This window comes from Pseudomonas lini (assembly GCF_964063345.1).
Classification (GTDB): Bacteria; Pseudomonadota; Gammaproteobacteria; order Pseudomonadales; family Pseudomonadaceae; genus Aquipseudomonas; species Aquipseudomonas lini_B.
Genome location: NZ_OZ061318.1, coordinates 4,516,005 through 4,530,942 on the forward strand (window position 1 = coordinate 4,516,005; position 14,938 = coordinate 4,530,942).

Consider the following 14,938-nt stretch of genomic DNA (forward strand, 5'->3'; position numbering starts at 1 on the left):
CATCGCGGTATCGGGATGACCTCGCAACGGACCCGTGAACGTCTGATTCAGCGCCTCTATGAAGAGGGAATATCCAACGCCAAGGTGCTGGAAGTCATCCGCCGCACACCGCGTCATCTGTTCGTCGATGAGGCGCTGGCCCATCGCGCCTATGAAGATACGGCGCTGCCGATCGGGCATAACCAGACCATTTCCCAGCCTTATATGGTGGCGCGCATGAGCGAGCTGCTGCTGGAAGCCGGTCCGTTGGACAAGGTGATGGAAATCGGCACCGGGTCGGGTTACCAGACGGCAGTGCTGTCGCAATTGGTCGAGCGGGTTTTTTCCGTGGAGCGCATCAAGGTGCTGCAAGACCGGGCCAAGGAGCGCCTGGTGGAGCTGAACCTGCGCAACGTGGTATTTCGCTGGGGCGATGGTTGGGAAGGCTGGCCGGCACTGGCGCCATACAACGGCATCATCGTCACCGCCGTGGCCACAGACGTGCCTCAGGCATTGCTCGATCAGTTGGCACCGGGTGGGCGATTGGTGATTCCGGTCGGCTCCGGTGAAGTTCAACAATTGATGTTGATCATCCGTGAAGAACAGGGCTTTTCCAGGCGTGTTCTGGGGGCGGTGCGTTTTGTGCCATTGCTCAATGGGCCGTTGGCCTGAGCATTTGTTTAAGCACGCTGAATTCTCTTCGATTGCCCCGGTCTTACAGCGGCATCGATTGGTTAAACGGAATTCATCGTCAGACAGCAAACGTGTGCGCGAAGCGAATCCGCTTCATTAAAGGTAAAGCCTGTTCGGCCCGTTATACTTGCGACATTTTGTGCCGGAGCACGGCAATCCATATTTTCAGCCACCACAAAGGGAGCGGCGGGTGAGTCTCACAGTCATTGCGCAGCGAATGGGTATAACGAGCTTTCAGCGTCTGGTGACTGGCCTTGTCTTGAGTACCTTGCTGGTCGGATGTTCCAGCACCAAATCAGGTAGTGCGAACGTCGTCGATCGTAACAACGCGGTCGCCCAGCGTCCGGCCGTGACCACCGGCCAGTACGTTGTCCGACCCAAGGACACCTTGTTCTCCATCGCCTTTCGCTATGGTTGGGACTACAAAGCCCTCGCGGCTCGGAACAACATTCCTACGCCTTACACGATCCATCCGGGTCAGACAATTCGCTTCGACGGTCGTAGCGGTTCAGCGCCGACGGCGGTGGTGAGTTCGTCCAGTTCCTCACCTTCGTCGTCGAGTAAAACCACCGTCATTCGGCGCCAGGCAAATGGCGCGACGACCAGTACAACAGTGCTTGCACCGTCCGTCGCCAACAAGCCGGCACCCGCTCCATTGCCTCCTGCCGGTCCGGCCCCGACGGGCTGGGGGTGGCCTTCTAATGGCATTCTGATCGGTAAATTCTCTTCAAACGGTAGTTTGAATAAAGGAATTGATATCGCCGGAGATTTGGGACAGCCTGTTTTAGCTGCGTCTGATGGGACGGTGGTATACGCCGGGAGTGGCTTAAGGGGCTACGGCGAATTAGTCATCATCAAACACAGCGATACCTACGTCAGTGCCTACGGACATAACCGCAGGCTGTTGGTTCGGGAGGGGCAGCAGGTCAAAGTCGGACAGACAATTGCCGAAATGGGGTCAACGGGTACAGACCGGGTGAAACTGCATTTTGAGATTCGCCGACAAGGTAAGCCTGTAGATCCGCTGCAATTCCTGCCACGTCGTTGATTTGTTAGCCAGCCTGTTCCGTCACGTAGAGGGAACAGGCTCCAGCGTTGCCAGGGATCAAGGCGCCGCTTGAGCTTGAGGTCGAACTCACCAAAGGACTATAACAATGGCTCTCAGTAAAGAAGTGCCGGAGTTTGACATCGACGATGAGGTTCTCCTGATGGAGACCGGCATCGCCACGGATTCGATGTCGAATGATGAAGGGGATGCACCACCTTCCGTTCGTGCCAAATCCAAACACTCCGCTTCGCTTAAGCAACACAAGTACATCGACTACACACGGGCACTCGATGCCACGCAGCTGTACCTCAACGAAATCGGCTTTTCCCCATTGCTCTCCCCGGAAGAAGAAGTTCATTTTGCGCGCTTGTCGCAAAGTGGCGATCCGGCCGGACGCAAGCGCATGATTGAAAGCAACCTGCGGCTGGTGGTGAAAATCGCCCGACGTTACGTCAATCGTGGGCTGTCGCTGCTGGACCTGATCGAAGAGGGCAACCTCGGCCTGATCCGGGCAGTAGAAAAGTTCGATCCCGAACGTGGATTCCGCTTTTCGACCTACGCCACCTGGTGGATTCGTCAGACCATCGAGCGCGCGATCATGAATCAGACCCGGACCATCCGGTTGCCGATCCATGTGGTCAAAGAGCTCAACGTGTACTTGCGGGCTGCACGAGAGCTGACTCAAAAGCTCGATCACGAACCCTCACCCGAAGAAATCGCCAACCTGCTGGAGAAACCGGTAGGCGAGGTCAAGCGCATGCTCGGCCTGAACGAGCGGGTTTCTTCGGTCGACGTCTCGCTGGGTCCTGATTCGGATAAAACCCTGCTGGACACTCTTACCGACGACCGCCCGACCGATCCATGCGAACTGTTGCAGGACGACGACCTGTCACAGAGCATCGATCAGTGGCTCTCGGAGCTGACCGACAAGCAACGCGAGGTGGTCGTACGCCGCTTCGGCTTGCGAGGTCACGAGAGCAGCACACTTGAAGATGTAGGCCTGGAAATCGGCTTGACCCGGGAGCGGGTCAGGCAAATCCAGGTTGAAGGCCTCAAGCGTCTTCGGGAGATTCTCGAGAAAAATGGCCTGTCGAGCGAGTCGCTGTTCCAATAAGCAACTCGTTCAGCCGGTACAGAAAGCCCCAACTGGTTTGGGGCTTTTTGTTGCCGGAAATATGAGAGGTGCGTTGTTTTTTGCACCACCTCAGGTTTGTAGTCTCGTGTTGTAAGTCTTTGCTTACTCTTTCGTAAGTGTTCGTTATTTTTACACCCTGGTAGTTGTCTATTTAACTTGCTGTGTTCGTTTATCTTATTGATCTATATGGTTATTTTTTTAGATTAACAACGTGTGACAGGCGATTTCAGCGACAGAGGCCGATTGCTCTTAGTGGGGAATTCTCTAGTATCTGAACTGTGTCGACGGAAAGACACGCCCTTCAAGGAAGAGGGGAACGGACATCGCAGGAAGCGGTTCATCAGGACGATGAAAAGGAACACAAGGAATAGGGAAAAAATGTGGGCGGGTCATACCGCCCCTTTTTTTGCCTGCAGAAAAGCAAAAAGGCCCACAAGGGGCCTTTTCGGGAACGCGCTTTGATCAGCGTTCGAGGTCTTTGATCTTGCCTTTGACGCCATCCCACTCTTCGGCATCAGGCAACGATTCTTTCTTCTCGGTAATGTTCGGCCAGATTTCAGCCAACTCAACGTTCAGCTGAATGAATTCCTGCATATCTTCCGGAACTTCATCTTCGGAGAAGATGGCCACGGCAGGGCATTCGGGTTCGCACAGTGCGCAGTCGATGCACTCATCCGGGTGAATCACCAGGAAGTTCGGGCCTTCGTAAAAGCAGTCCACCGGACAGACTTCTACGCAGTCGGTGTACTTGCACTTGATGCAGTTGTCGGTGACGACGAAGGTCATTTCTAATTCTCTCCTCAGGCGGCGGCAGCGGAGCCCCTTCAGGACGGGGTCGCCAGGTTCGGGAGCGATAGTCTGCAGGCCAGGCTATTAGCCTGCAGCATCCCAAACCGCGCGAGATTCTAACAGCTTGCAGGCAAGTGCGTTAGATCCGTGTCTTTAATGTATAGAGCATTTCGAGTGCACGACGCGGTGTCATGTCATCCAGATCAAGTTTGGCCAGTTCATCCAGTACCGGATGCGGCAGGCTGGCGAACATGTCGCTCTGCTGCGGCGCGGCCGGTTTACCTTTGGTTGGCTTTGGAACTTCATGAGGCAACGCTGTAGATTCCAGTCGGCTCAGATGCTCGCGAGCACGCACGATTACTTCGCTCGGCACACCAGCCAACTGCGCAACCGCCAGGCCATAGCTCTGGCTGGCAGGCCCAGGCAACACGTGGTGCAGGAACACGATGCGTTCGTTGTGCTCAGTGGCATTGAGGTGCACGTTGGCCACCAGCGGCTGGGCTTCCGGCAGCACTGTCAGCTCGAAATAATGTGTGGCGAACAATGTGTAGGCCCGCAGTTGCGCCAAGCGCTCTGCCGCGGCCCAGGCCAGGGACAGACCGTCGAAGGTGCTGGTGCCGCGACCGACTTCGTCCATCAGCACCAAGCTGCGTTCGGTGGCGTTGTGCAGGATGTTCGCGGTTTCGCTCATTTCGACCATGAAGGTCGATCGTCCACCCGCCAGGTCATCGCTGGAACCGATCCGGGTGAAGATTCGGTCTACCAAGGACAATTCGCAACTGGCCGCCGGCACGAAACTGCCGATATGCGCCAGCAGTACGATCAATGCGGTCTGACGCATGTAGGTGGATTTACCGCCCATGTTCGGACCGGTGATCACCAGCATGCGGGTGCTGTCGTCGAGGCTAAGGTCGTTCGCCACGAACGGCGTGGTGAGTACTTGCTCGACCACCGGATGGCGACCCTGGGTGATGCGCATGCACGGCTCGCTGACGAAACGCGGGCAGTTCAGGTCCAGATTCAGTGCGCGCTCGGCGAGGTTGCTCAGCACGTCCAGCTCGGCCAGTGCGGCGGCCGTGTCTTGCAAGGGCGGCAATTGGGCGATCAAGTCTTCGAGCAGCGCTTCGTAGAGCATTTTCTCGCGAGCCAGGGCGCGGCTCTTGGCTGACAGTGCCTTGTCTTCGAACGCCTTCAGTTCTGGCGTGATGAAGCGCTCGGCACCTTTGAGGGTCTGCCGGCGAATATAGTCCGCAGGCGCCGATTCAGCCTGCTTGCTCGGCAACTCGATGAAGTAACCGTGAATCCGGTTGTAGCCGACCTTCAAGTGCGACAGACCGGTGCGGGCCTTTTCACGCGCTTCGAGATCGATCAGGAACTGCCCGGCGTTTTCGCTGAGCGATTGCAGATCGTCCAACTCGGCGTCGTAACCGGTTTTCAACACGCCACCGTCACGGATGACGGCGGGCGGGTTGTCGATAATGGCTTTTTCCAGCAGCGCCGCCAGTTCCGGATAGGTGCTGGTGGTCGTCGCCAGTTGAATGATGTGCGGAGCCTCAAGCTCGGCCATCGCTACCTGCAACTCTGGCAGTGCACCGAGGGCATCGCGCAGACGCGCCAAGTCACGAGGACGGGCATTGCGCAGGCCGATCCGCGCCAGAATCCGCTCGATGTCACCGATTTCCTTGAGCTGCGGTTGCAGTTTCTCGAAGCGGTAACCATCGAGCAGGCAGGTAATCGAAGTCTGGCGCGCCAGCAGTACGGTCAAATCCCGCAGCGGACGGTTCAGCCAGCGAGTCAGCAAGCGGCTGCCCATGGCGGTCTGGCAGCGATCGACCACCGATTGCAAGGTGTTGTCGCGACCGCCGGCCAGGTTGGTGTCCAGTTCCAGGTTGCGACGGCTCGCGCCGTCCAGCACCACAGTGTCGTCCAGGCGTTCATGACGCAGGCTGCGCAAGTGCGGCAGGGCGGTGCGCTGGGTTTCCTTGGCGTAGCTGAGCAGGCAGCCAGCAGCGCCGATCGCCAGGGTCAGGTTCTCGCAGCCGAAACCTTTCAGGTCCTGGGTGGAAAACTGCTGGCAAAGACTTTTCAACGCCGAGTCGCGCTCGAAATCCCACGGCGCACGGCGACGAACCCCACGGCGCTTTTCCGCCGGCAGGTCTTTCGGCCAGTCGTCCGGGATCATCAGCTCTACCGGATTGACCCGCTCCAGTTCCGCCAGCAGGTTTTCCCAGCCTTTGATCTCCAGCACAGTGAAGTTGCCGCTGGTGATGTCCAGCACCGCCAGACCGAACAGACGCTCGTCACCCAGCACCGCCGCGATCAGGTTGTCCCGACGCTCATCCAGCAGCGCTTCATCGCTGACCGTGCCGGGGGTGATGATCCGCACCACCTGACGATCCACCGGGCCTTTGCTGGTGGCCGGGTCGCCGACCTGCTCACAAATCACCACCGACTCGCCGAGCTTCACCAGTTTCGCCAGGTAACCTTCCGCGGCGTGGTAAGGAATCCCACACATCGGAATCGCCTGACCCGCCGATTGCCCACGAGCCGTCAGGGTGATGTCCAGCAACTTGGCGGCCTTCTTCGCGTCTTCATAGAAGATCTCGTAGAAGTCGCCCATGCGATAGAACATCAGCTGGTCAGGGTGCTGGTTCTTCAGGCGCCAGTACTGCTGCATCATTGGCGTGTGGCTGGATAAATCTGAAATTGCTTTATTCATCAGTGGCTTATGGATAAATATCAAAGTCTTGGGCGGAAATGGGCGTTTCGATTCGCAAATTGCGACTCTATAGCCTCGCGGGGTCAGCACATGACGCAAGGTTAACATGCCTGGTGATTGTGAGTCGGGAGCCGGCAGCGTTGGGGGCTTTTCTATGATGCCTGAGCATTTGCGCTTGCGGCGGCGTCTCGACGGTATTGCGAAAGTAGTGGGGTGAGCGGCAGAGGTGCCTGGATCGAACCTAAGCGGTGTATCATGCTGCGCGATCTTTTTTAATTACTCCTTTAAGCATTGAAGTGAACTTTAAATGGATTTTTATCCCTGTTTCCTATCCGTGGTTTTCGTCGTGCGCAATCAAGCGCTCTCGATCGAGAAAATCCTCACGGATGCCGCGTCTGTTATCGGCCAGATTGTCAGTGATTATGAGCTGATCATCGTCGACAACGCCTCGGACGACGACAGTGTTGCCGTCATGAAACGTTTGACCGGTGAACAGGGACTGGCCAATCTGCAGGTGTATGCCCTGACTCAGGAAGTAGACGCCGACGCGGCCTCTTGGGTCGGAATGGAGAATGCGCTAGGGGATTTCGTGGCGGTCATCGATCCGTTGGCGGATGACATCGGCTTCTTGCCTGAAATGCTGGATCAGGCGGTCAGAGGTGCCGACGTGGTGTTTGCCAACAATGAGCAGAAACCGGTGCAGAGTCTGGCGTACCGCTCGGCGTTCACGCTGTTTCATGGGCTTTATAACTGGTTCAACGGTGTGCACCTCGCCAAAGAGGCCCCGTTCTACCGCATCCTCAGTAAAAGCGTGATCAATTTCATTCTTCAGCACCCGCAGCCGACGGTCACTTATCGTCATTTGCCGGCTACCGGTGGGTTTTCCCGTGCCTACCTGAGTTACAGCTCGATGCCCAAAGCGTGCCCGAAGAAACGCTTGGGTGAGAGCATCGACCGTGGCATGCGCCTGCTGGTCTCGACCACCCGAGCGCCGATGCGTCTGGTAACAACGCTGTCGCTGTTCGGGGCCGTGGCCAATCTGGTCTATTGCGTTTATGTGGTCGCCGTCGGTCTGTTGAAAACCGATGTGGCACCGGGCTGGATCAGTGTTTCGTTGCAGCAGTCAGGGATGTTTTTCCTTATCTCTCTGGTGCTACTGGTGTTGGGCGAGTACATCCTGAACATGGCCAGCCTGTCAAATGAGGGGCCCAGATACCATGTGGGTCAGGAATTCACCAGTGCGCGCATGACCCGTCTGGAGAAACTGAATATCGAAGAGGTGAGTTCAAAGCCGGCCACGGTCGTCAGTGACAGGGCTTCCTGATGCAGAACCGGCATCCCGATCAGGATGTGGTGGTGATCGGCGGCGGGTTTTACGGTGCTGTCATCGCTGTTTACCTGGCCAGGCAACGTGGCCTCAAGCGTGTAGTGCTCGTGGAGCGGGAACCGCAGCTAATGACGCGCGCCTCCTACAATAATCAGGCGCGGGTGCATAACGGTTTTCACTACCCGCGTAGCTTTACCACGGCCTATCGCAGCCGGGTCAATTTGCCCCGTTTTGTCCGCGACTGGCCAGAGGCGGTCAAGACTGACCTCACCAAGCTCTACGCCATCGCCCGCCGCAACTCGAAATGCACGGCTCGGCAGTTCGAGCGGTTTTGCCGGAACATCGGTGCCGAGATCCAGGTAGCGGACCCAGGCTTGCGTGCACTGTTTGACCCCCGTCTGATCGAAGAAGTGTTTCTGGTTGAGGAGCACGCGTTCGACAGCACGAAACTGGCCGCCTGGGCTGAGCGTGAACTCAGCGAGAGCGGGGTGCAGATTCGTTATCAGACCCGAGTGACGGCGATTTCGAGATCCGCTGACGCAGCGCTGAACGTCACGGTTCAGAGACGCGACGGTATCCTGGAGCAGTTGTCCAGCCGGTATGTATTCAACTGCAGTTACAGCGGCCTCAATCAGCTGACGGGAGATTTCCCCGGCGTCAGCACCGGTCTGAAGCAGGAGATCACCGAGATGGCACTGATGCAGATGCCTCCGGCTCTGGACGACTTGGGGGTAACAGTGATGGATGGGCCATTTTTTTCGATGATGCCATTCCCGGCTCGCGGTCTGCATACATTGTCCCATGTCCGCTATACCCCGCATTTGCACTGGAATGACCAGCAGGGTCTCGATCCCTACCGAAAACTGGCGCAATACGACCGTGTCAGCCGTGTGGATCGGATGATTCGCGACGTCGGTCGCTACATCCCCGCGATGCTCGATGCGCGCTATGTGGAGTCGCTGTTCGAAATCAAAACCGTGCTGGTGAAGAATGAGAGTGACGATGGTCGGCCCATTCTGTTTGAGAAACATGCCGAGCTGCCGGGTTGTTATTCGGTGTTGGGCGGAAAAATCGACAATGTTTACGATGTTCTGGAAAAGCTCGATTCGGAAGAATTTCCAATGAGTCAGCTGGGGAACAGCCAGGAGCAATAAATGAACAATGCATTGATAGGTTTCTCGGGTTTTGTGGGAGGGACGCTACTCAAGCAAGCGCAGTTCGAGTCGCTTTATCGTTCGACCAACATCGCCGATATTGAAGGGCAATCGTTCGATACGGTGGTATGTGCTGGTGCGCCTGCGCAGAAGTGGATCGCCAACCGTGAACCTGAAGCCGATCGATTGAAAATCGAAGGTTTGATCGCCCACCTGAAGACACTCACTTGTCGCCGGTTCATCCTCATCAGCACAGTCGATGTGTTCAAGAAAGCGGTGGACGTCGATGAAGACACGCCTGTGGATGAGGCTGGGTTGCACGCTTATGGTTTGCACCGTCGTTTGCTGGAGAAGTTCGTCGAGGCGCATTTCCCCGAGCACTTGATCGTTCGCCTTCCAGGGCTGGTAGGCCCGGGCCTGCGCAAGAACGTGATCTTCGACTTCCTGAATGACAACAATCTGCAGGCGATCGATAGCCGTGGCGTGTTTCAGTTCTATCCGATGGTCAATCTCTGGTATGACATCCAATTGGCACTGCACGCCGGACTGAAGCTGGTGCACCTCACCGCAGCGCCGATCAGCGTGGCGGATGTTTCGCTGGGCGGGTTCGGTCAGACGTTCAACACCACATTGGGTAACCCGATCGGGTTCTACGACATGCAAACGCGCCATGCGTCGGTATTTGGGGCATCCGGTCGCTATCAGTACAGCGCCCGTGAAACCCTGCAGGCGGTCAGGGCCTATGCGCAATCCGAGCCATGTGCGGTCGTGAATCCATGAGGCTGGCTATTTCCAACATCGCCTGGGACGTCGCTGAAGATCAAGCGGTGGCCGAATTGCTGCAACGCTATGGCGTCGATGCCATCGATATTGCGCCAGGCAAATACTTTCCCGTACCAGCAGATGCTAGCGCCCAAGACATCGCACGGGTCAAAAGCTGGTGGGCTGAGCGTGGGATCGAAATCACCGGCATGCAGTCATTGCTGTTCGGCACCACCGGACTGAACGTGTTTGGCTCCGATGAAAGTCAGACCGCGCTGTTGCGACACCTGAGCGCAATCTGCCGGATTGCCGGGGAACTGGGGGCCACGCGGCTGGTATTCGGTTCGCCGAAAAATCGCGATCGAACCGGCCTGAATGATCAGCAGGCTCTGGACGCAGCAGTGAGGTTTTTCCGGAAGTTGGGCGATGTCGCCCAAGACAATGGTGTCTTCATTTGCCTGGAACCGAACCCGGTCTGCTACGGCGCGAACTTCATGACCACCAGTCCTGAAACTGCGCATGTGGTGCGCCAGGTTGCTCATCCCGCCATCCGAATGCAATTCGATACCGGTGCGCTGGCCATCAACGATGAAAACCCTCTGACGCTGTTGGAAGATAGTGCCGAGCTGATCGGCCATGTGCATGCCAGTGAACCGAACCTGGTGCCGTTGGGTGACGGTGGCACCGAACACGGGAGTATGAGCGCTGCCGTGCAGCGCTATCTGCCGGAGCATGTGGTGTCCATCGAAATGGTCGCCACGGCCAACGAGCCGCATATCGTCTCGATTGAACGTGCGTTGGCCAAAGCCATTCAGTTCTACGGCGTTCAAGATGAGGGGATTGTTCAATGAAGTGGATGATTCTGATCCTGGGCATCTTGTCCAACGCCTCAGCCAGTGTGCTGATCAAGATTGCCATGACACCGCCTCGTCGGTTTCCGTCGCCTGCCGACCCGATGAGTGCGTTGAACAACTGGCCGTTCTGGCTGGGACTGGGTCTTTATGGCACAGCGTTCCTGCTCTATGCCGCGGCACTCGCTCGTCTGCCACTGAACGTTGCACACCCTGTGTTGACGGCGGGCGCTGTGGCGGCCGTCGCTCTGTCCTCCGTCCTTGTTTTTCGTGAACCCTTCCACTGGACGACAGGGGCGGGGATTTTATTGGTAATTTCCGGCGTAGCGCTGATTACGGCGCGCGTGGCCTGATGGAACACAAAATGACGTCTTCTGTAATTGACCCTGTCGTACGCAGCACCTGGCAGGTACCTGCCTTTGATACACCGCTGTGGCTGGGCCGTCAGCATGCCTTTTGCGCGGTCATTCCGCTGATTAACGAAGGTGAACGGATCAAGAACCTGCTGGCCAGGATGGCTGCACTGGGCATCGCCTCCCACGCCGACATCATTATTGTCGATGGCGGCAGCACCGATGGCTCTCTGGTGTTGGATGCGCTGCAACAGGTTGGTGTTCGTGGCCTGCTGGTGAAGACCGGCCCAGGCAAGCTCAGTGCACAATTGCGCTGCGCCTATGCATTTGCCCTGGATCAGGGTTACGAGGGCATTGTCACCATCGACGGCAACGACAAGGACGATCCTGATGCCATCCCGCGTTTTATCGAGGCTCTCCAGCAGGGTGTCGACTTTGTCCAGGCCTCGCGCTTCGTGGACGGTGGCGTCGCGGAAAACACCCCTGCATCGCGGGACTTTGCAATTCGCTTCATTCACGCACCGATGTTGAGTCTGACTTCCGGTTTCAAATGGACCGACACCACCCAAGGATTCCGCGCATACAGCCGAAAGCTGTTGCTGGATCCGAAGGTAGCGATTTTTCGCGATGTGTTCATGACTTACGAGTTGCTGGCGTATCTGTCTTATCGCGCGCCAAAGCTGGGTTACCGCTGTGTGGAGTTGCCGACAGTGCGGCGCTACCCCAAAGGCGAGGTACCGACGAAGATCAGCGCCTTCAAGGGCAATCTGTCGGTGTTGGAGATACTGTTTAAGGCGTGTCGGGGCGGGTTCAATCCCACATAATTCGACATCCAGTCTTGCAAGAAAAAGCGGCGCCCAATGGCGCCGTTGTTTAGCGAGATGAATTTTCAGTAACGTCTCCGAGCAATATCTAGTCTTCTCGTACTCCCAATTTATTGTAGATTTTTTATGAGAGGTATTGGTGCTAAATATACTATTGATATTCTTTGTTTTTCTTGGGCTTGTAGCCTTTGTCTCAAGGGTTGTTTCTTCAAGATATCGCGCCGAGCATCCGGGTTCATTCGTATTTGCAATGGTCATTCTCTATATCTTCGGATGCGTGCAACAACTCGATCTCGGGGTAAAGATCGTTATTGGTTGCGCGGTAATTGGAGGATGTCTAGGTGCGTGGGCACTTGTGACTGGAAAACAAAATCGGTTTTCGATATTGCGTCAAGGCTGTGAATTGGCTGTGTTATTTGCGCTAGCCTTGATTCTATCCTGGGGGGCGGAGTATTGGGTTTGGGATGAGTTTTCCCATTGGGGGGCCGAAGTGGAGTATCTCACTCTCACGAATAACCTCCCGACGAATAAAGAAATTCTAGTATTTCCCAACTACATTCCTGGAATATCGCTGCTGAGATATTTTGCAGAGGTGTTTTTGAGTGGGAGCGGAGTAAGTTCATCTTATTTTATCACTTGGCTCTTCGGTCTTTCGACGATCTACTGTGTCTCTTATTCTGAATCTCGTGCCAAATGGGGTATCACTATTGGCATTGTGTTCTTCGCGTATTTGGCCTTCTTTCAGGCGCTCACCCTGACGTTGTTAATTGATCCTTTGCAGTCCCTTGTCTTTTTGTTTGCCCTGCGCTTCGCCCAGAAAAATGATAACGACAGTTTCAGGATCATGCTGCTTGCAGTTATCGGTGTGGTACTCCTTAAACATGTCGGTCTAATACTCGGTGCATTTGTCTGGGTTTATTACGTTTGCATGCGTCGATTTGTCGAGAAACTTCCGATCAAGGCGATGTTCGCTCGCTCGTTGGTGCTTCTGGGGGTTGTATTATCAACTTATCTGTCATGGGAAATTTACGTTGCTGCTTATGACCTGGGCGGCGGATTCGCAGGGCCGTCGATCATGTTTGGCGGACCCGGCCTTGCAGAAAATGTGTCCGTCGGGTTGCACCATGTACTGACAAATCTGTTTCCACACGCTACCTTCTTGCCGCCAGCCTATCCGCTGCCTTACCTGGCTTCTGGCATACCCTTGTGGTTGTTTATCTGTATCACTGCAGGTGCTGCTTTGATGCTGACGTACAATAGAGTTAGCGCCAAAAATGAAATGGCACTGACATTTATCTTTCTGTTGTTCACTGTTGTTTCGTATCTATTGTTTCTGTCGTATGTGGCTGTTGCCTCGGGATGGTTCAATGATATTTACTCGTTCTCCAGATATTTTATAGTGGTGTTGTTTGCGACATTTCTACTTCAATATTTCGTCGTTAGAGATGAGCTTTCCGTAATACGTTGCCTACTGATAGCGGTGTTTATGATTGGTGCAGCCTTCGTCACTGCTCCCTCGTTAAATGTGTTTTTTGTTAAGGAGAAAAGATTACCTGTTCCTCTTCACGAAGAGTATAGGGTGAAAGCGGATCAGTTGAAAAAGTACACAGCTGGGGTCGAGCGTATTTTATATGTCGATGGCAAAAATTCGAGTTTTGGATACTTTATCTTTAGGTTGAAAACCTTGCCGTTACGCTACGCATCGTATAGTGGTACAGCTTTCATAAATCAAAGCACTGTGGATAACGCCAAAAATATCGAGCTATTTAGGAAGGTGCTGTGCAAGTTTGATTTTGTATACGCTGACGATGCTCCTGAAGGGTTCTGGAAACGTAATGGGCAGCTATTCGATGTGATCAATGGTCACGTATATAAAGTAAATAAAAATGGAACAGAGTACTGCAATGCAACTCTGATTGAAAAATAGAAAGTCGGAAGGCTCTTACGCATCTTCAGCGATACACGCTGCATGGCCCTGCTGGATAGGGGCCATGGTTCACTGTATGAGCGTTGTAGTGCTGTGCGACTTTTCGCGGTGGGTGGGCGATCCGCACCTCACAGGCATGAATGCCCCCGATGTACGACCCATGCTCGTATTATGCAAATCAGCATTTGTCTTCCGAAAAAAGATCAAGCACTATGCACGTTATGCAAAAACGCAATGTTTCTACCGTCTTAAGAGCGCTGCTCGATCAGCACGGGATCTCCCCCACGGAGCTTCACCGTCGCACCGGCGTGCCTCAATCAACTCTCTCGCGGATCCTCAGCGGGAAGATCGTCGATCCTTCGGATAAGCATATTTCGAAGATTGCCGAATACTTCGCCGTGAGCACCGATCAGTTGCGTGGCCGTGCGGATGTCGTGCACGCCGCCAGCGCCGGGCGCGATGAGTCGCATTCGGAACTCAAGGACATAAGCCTGTGGGACGACGATACGCCAGTCGATGACGACGAGGTGTCGGTCCCCTTTCTTCGCGAGGTTGAATTGGCTGCTGGATCAGGAAGATTCGTCATCGAAGAAAGCGAGCGCTCTAGCCTGCGCTTCGGCAAACGCAGCTTGCGCCACAACGGTGTGCAGTTCGACCAGGCCAAATGCGTCACCGTGCGCGGCAACAGCATGTTGCCGGTGCTGCGCGATGGCGCCACGGTCGGGGTGAATGCCGGCAAATGCGGGATTGGCGACATCGTCGACGGCGACCTGTACGCCATCAACCACAACGGCCAGTTGCGGGTGAAACAGCTTTATCGCCTGCCGACAGGGATTCGTCTGCGCAGCTTCAATCGCGATGAACATCCGGACGAGGACTACAGCTTCCAGGAAATCCAGGAAGAGCAGATTGTCATCCTCGGTCACGTCTTCTGGTGGGGCATGTACGCCCGTTAACCTCACCGCTGTCAGATAAAACCCGCTGCCCGGCGGGTTTTTTTCGCCTGCCAAAAACCGCCAACGCCTTTGTCTGTGGGGCTTTCATGCGTCCGTGCATTTTCAATGCATAAATAAATGCATTTATGCATTGACTGTATATGCATCCATGCATATTCTTTGTCTCAAGCCACTCAACAAAGCGGCTCGAAACGAAGCTCTTTAGTTCCACCACAAAGGCAGCGATGAACCGGCCTCAACGGTTCAGAGGGTTGGCAACTGACCCGGGTGTGCAGCGTAAAGCACCAGAAGCAGTTATCCGGCGGGCAGGGACCGCGGTCGGAAAAACAATTTGAATGGATCCGTACCGCGCCAGTAGCGCCGAAAGGTCAGCTTCCTTTTTTATACACAGGATTAAAGGAAGGCGAAGGACCGCATTACT

The 14,938-nt window shown here is 55.3% G+C and carries 13 protein-coding genes; 11 read left to right on the forward strand and 2 right to left on the reverse strand.

The features are described from left to right. Window positions 1–15 precede the first annotated feature (15 nt). The 3 genes from AB3226_RS20330 to rpoS all read left to right on the forward strand — a co-directional run bounded on the left by AB3226_RS20330 (window position 16) and on the right by rpoS (window position 2,834). A complete protein-coding gene (locus AB3226_RS20330; protein ID WP_177318845.1) occupies window positions 16–651 on the forward strand; it encodes a protein-L-isoaspartate(D-aspartate) O-methyltransferase in 636 nt (211 codons plus the stop codon). A 211-nt stretch (window positions 652–862) separates the two neighbouring features. Then, window positions 863–1,720 (forward strand): peptidoglycan DD-metalloendopeptidase family protein, encoded by an 858-nt coding sequence (locus AB3226_RS20335; RefSeq protein ID WP_367374356.1) that lies wholly within the window; start codon window positions 863–865, stop codon window positions 1,718–1,720. Window positions 1,721–1,826: 106 nt separating this feature from the next. Continuing rightward, a complete protein-coding gene (gene rpoS, locus AB3226_RS20340) occupies window positions 1,827–2,834 on the forward strand; it encodes an RNA polymerase sigma factor RpoS (RefSeq protein WP_007907200.1) in 1,008 nt (335 codons plus the stop codon). Between the two features lie 483 nt (window positions 2,835–3,317). On the opposite strand, the gene fdxA is transcribed toward rpoS, so the two are convergent. Both fdxA and mutS read right to left on the reverse strand, forming a co-directional pair. After that, complete coding sequence (gene fdxA, locus AB3226_RS20345; protein ID WP_003222178.1) at window positions 3,318–3,641, reverse strand: ferredoxin FdxA; 324 nt, start codon at window positions 3,639–3,641, stop codon at window positions 3,318–3,320. A gap of 142 nt (window positions 3,642–3,783) precedes the next feature. Continuing rightward, complete coding sequence (mutS, locus tag AB3226_RS20350) at window positions 3,784–6,351, reverse strand: DNA mismatch repair protein MutS (protein WP_367375820.1); 2,568 nt, start codon at window positions 6,349–6,351, stop codon at window positions 3,784–3,786. Window positions 6,352–6,670: 319 nt separating this feature from the next. Between mutS and AB3226_RS20355 the strand changes: the two genes are divergently transcribed. The 8 genes from AB3226_RS20355 (at window position 6,671) to AB3226_RS20390 (ending at window position 14,517) form a co-directional block, all read left to right on the forward strand. After that, window positions 6,671–7,687, forward strand: a complete 1,017-nt coding sequence (locus AB3226_RS20355; RefSeq protein ID WP_367374357.1) for a glycosyltransferase family 2 protein — start codon at window positions 6,671–6,673, stop codon at window positions 7,685–7,687. Next, the gene (locus AB3226_RS20360) at window positions 7,687–8,844 is read left to right on the forward strand and encodes an NAD(P)/FAD-dependent oxidoreductase (RefSeq protein WP_367374358.1); all 1,158 of its coding nucleotides are present in this window, start codon (window positions 7,687–7,689) and stop codon (window positions 8,842–8,844) included. The genes AB3226_RS20355 and AB3226_RS20360 overlap by 1 nt, the downstream gene beginning before the upstream one ends. After that, the gene (locus tag AB3226_RS20365) at window positions 8,845–9,624 is read left to right on the forward strand and encodes a pyridine nucleotide transhydrogenase (protein ID WP_367374359.1); all 780 of its coding nucleotides are present in this window, start codon (window positions 8,845–8,847) and stop codon (window positions 9,622–9,624) included. Continuing rightward, the gene (locus tag AB3226_RS20370) at window positions 9,621–10,457 is read left to right on the forward strand and encodes a sugar phosphate isomerase/epimerase family protein (RefSeq protein ID WP_367374360.1); all 837 of its coding nucleotides are present in this window, start codon (window positions 9,621–9,623) and stop codon (window positions 10,455–10,457) included. Before AB3226_RS20365 ends, AB3226_RS20370 begins: the two co-directional genes overlap by 4 nt. Then, window positions 10,454–10,810: a multidrug transporter gene (locus tag AB3226_RS20375; RefSeq protein WP_367374361.1), complete on the forward strand. Its 357-nt coding sequence runs from the start codon at window positions 10,454–10,456 to the stop codon at window positions 10,808–10,810. Before AB3226_RS20370 ends, AB3226_RS20375 begins: the two co-directional genes overlap by 4 nt. A gap of 11 nt (window positions 10,811–10,821) precedes the next feature. Beyond that, window positions 10,822–11,634, forward strand: a complete 813-nt coding sequence (locus tag AB3226_RS20380) for a glycosyltransferase family 2 protein (RefSeq protein ID WP_367374362.1) — start codon at window positions 10,822–10,824, stop codon at window positions 11,632–11,634. A 139-nt stretch (window positions 11,635–11,773) separates the two neighbouring features. Then, the gene (locus AB3226_RS20385; RefSeq protein ID WP_367374363.1) at window positions 11,774–13,561 is read left to right on the forward strand and encodes a hypothetical protein; all 1,788 of its coding nucleotides are present in this window, start codon (window positions 11,774–11,776) and stop codon (window positions 13,559–13,561) included. A 221-nt stretch (window positions 13,562–13,782) separates the two neighbouring features. Beyond that, window positions 13,783–14,517 (forward strand): helix-turn-helix transcriptional regulator, encoded by a 735-nt coding sequence (locus AB3226_RS20390; RefSeq protein ID WP_367375821.1) that lies wholly within the window; start codon window positions 13,783–13,785, stop codon window positions 14,515–14,517. The last annotated feature ends 421 nt before the right edge of the window (window positions 14,518–14,938 follow it).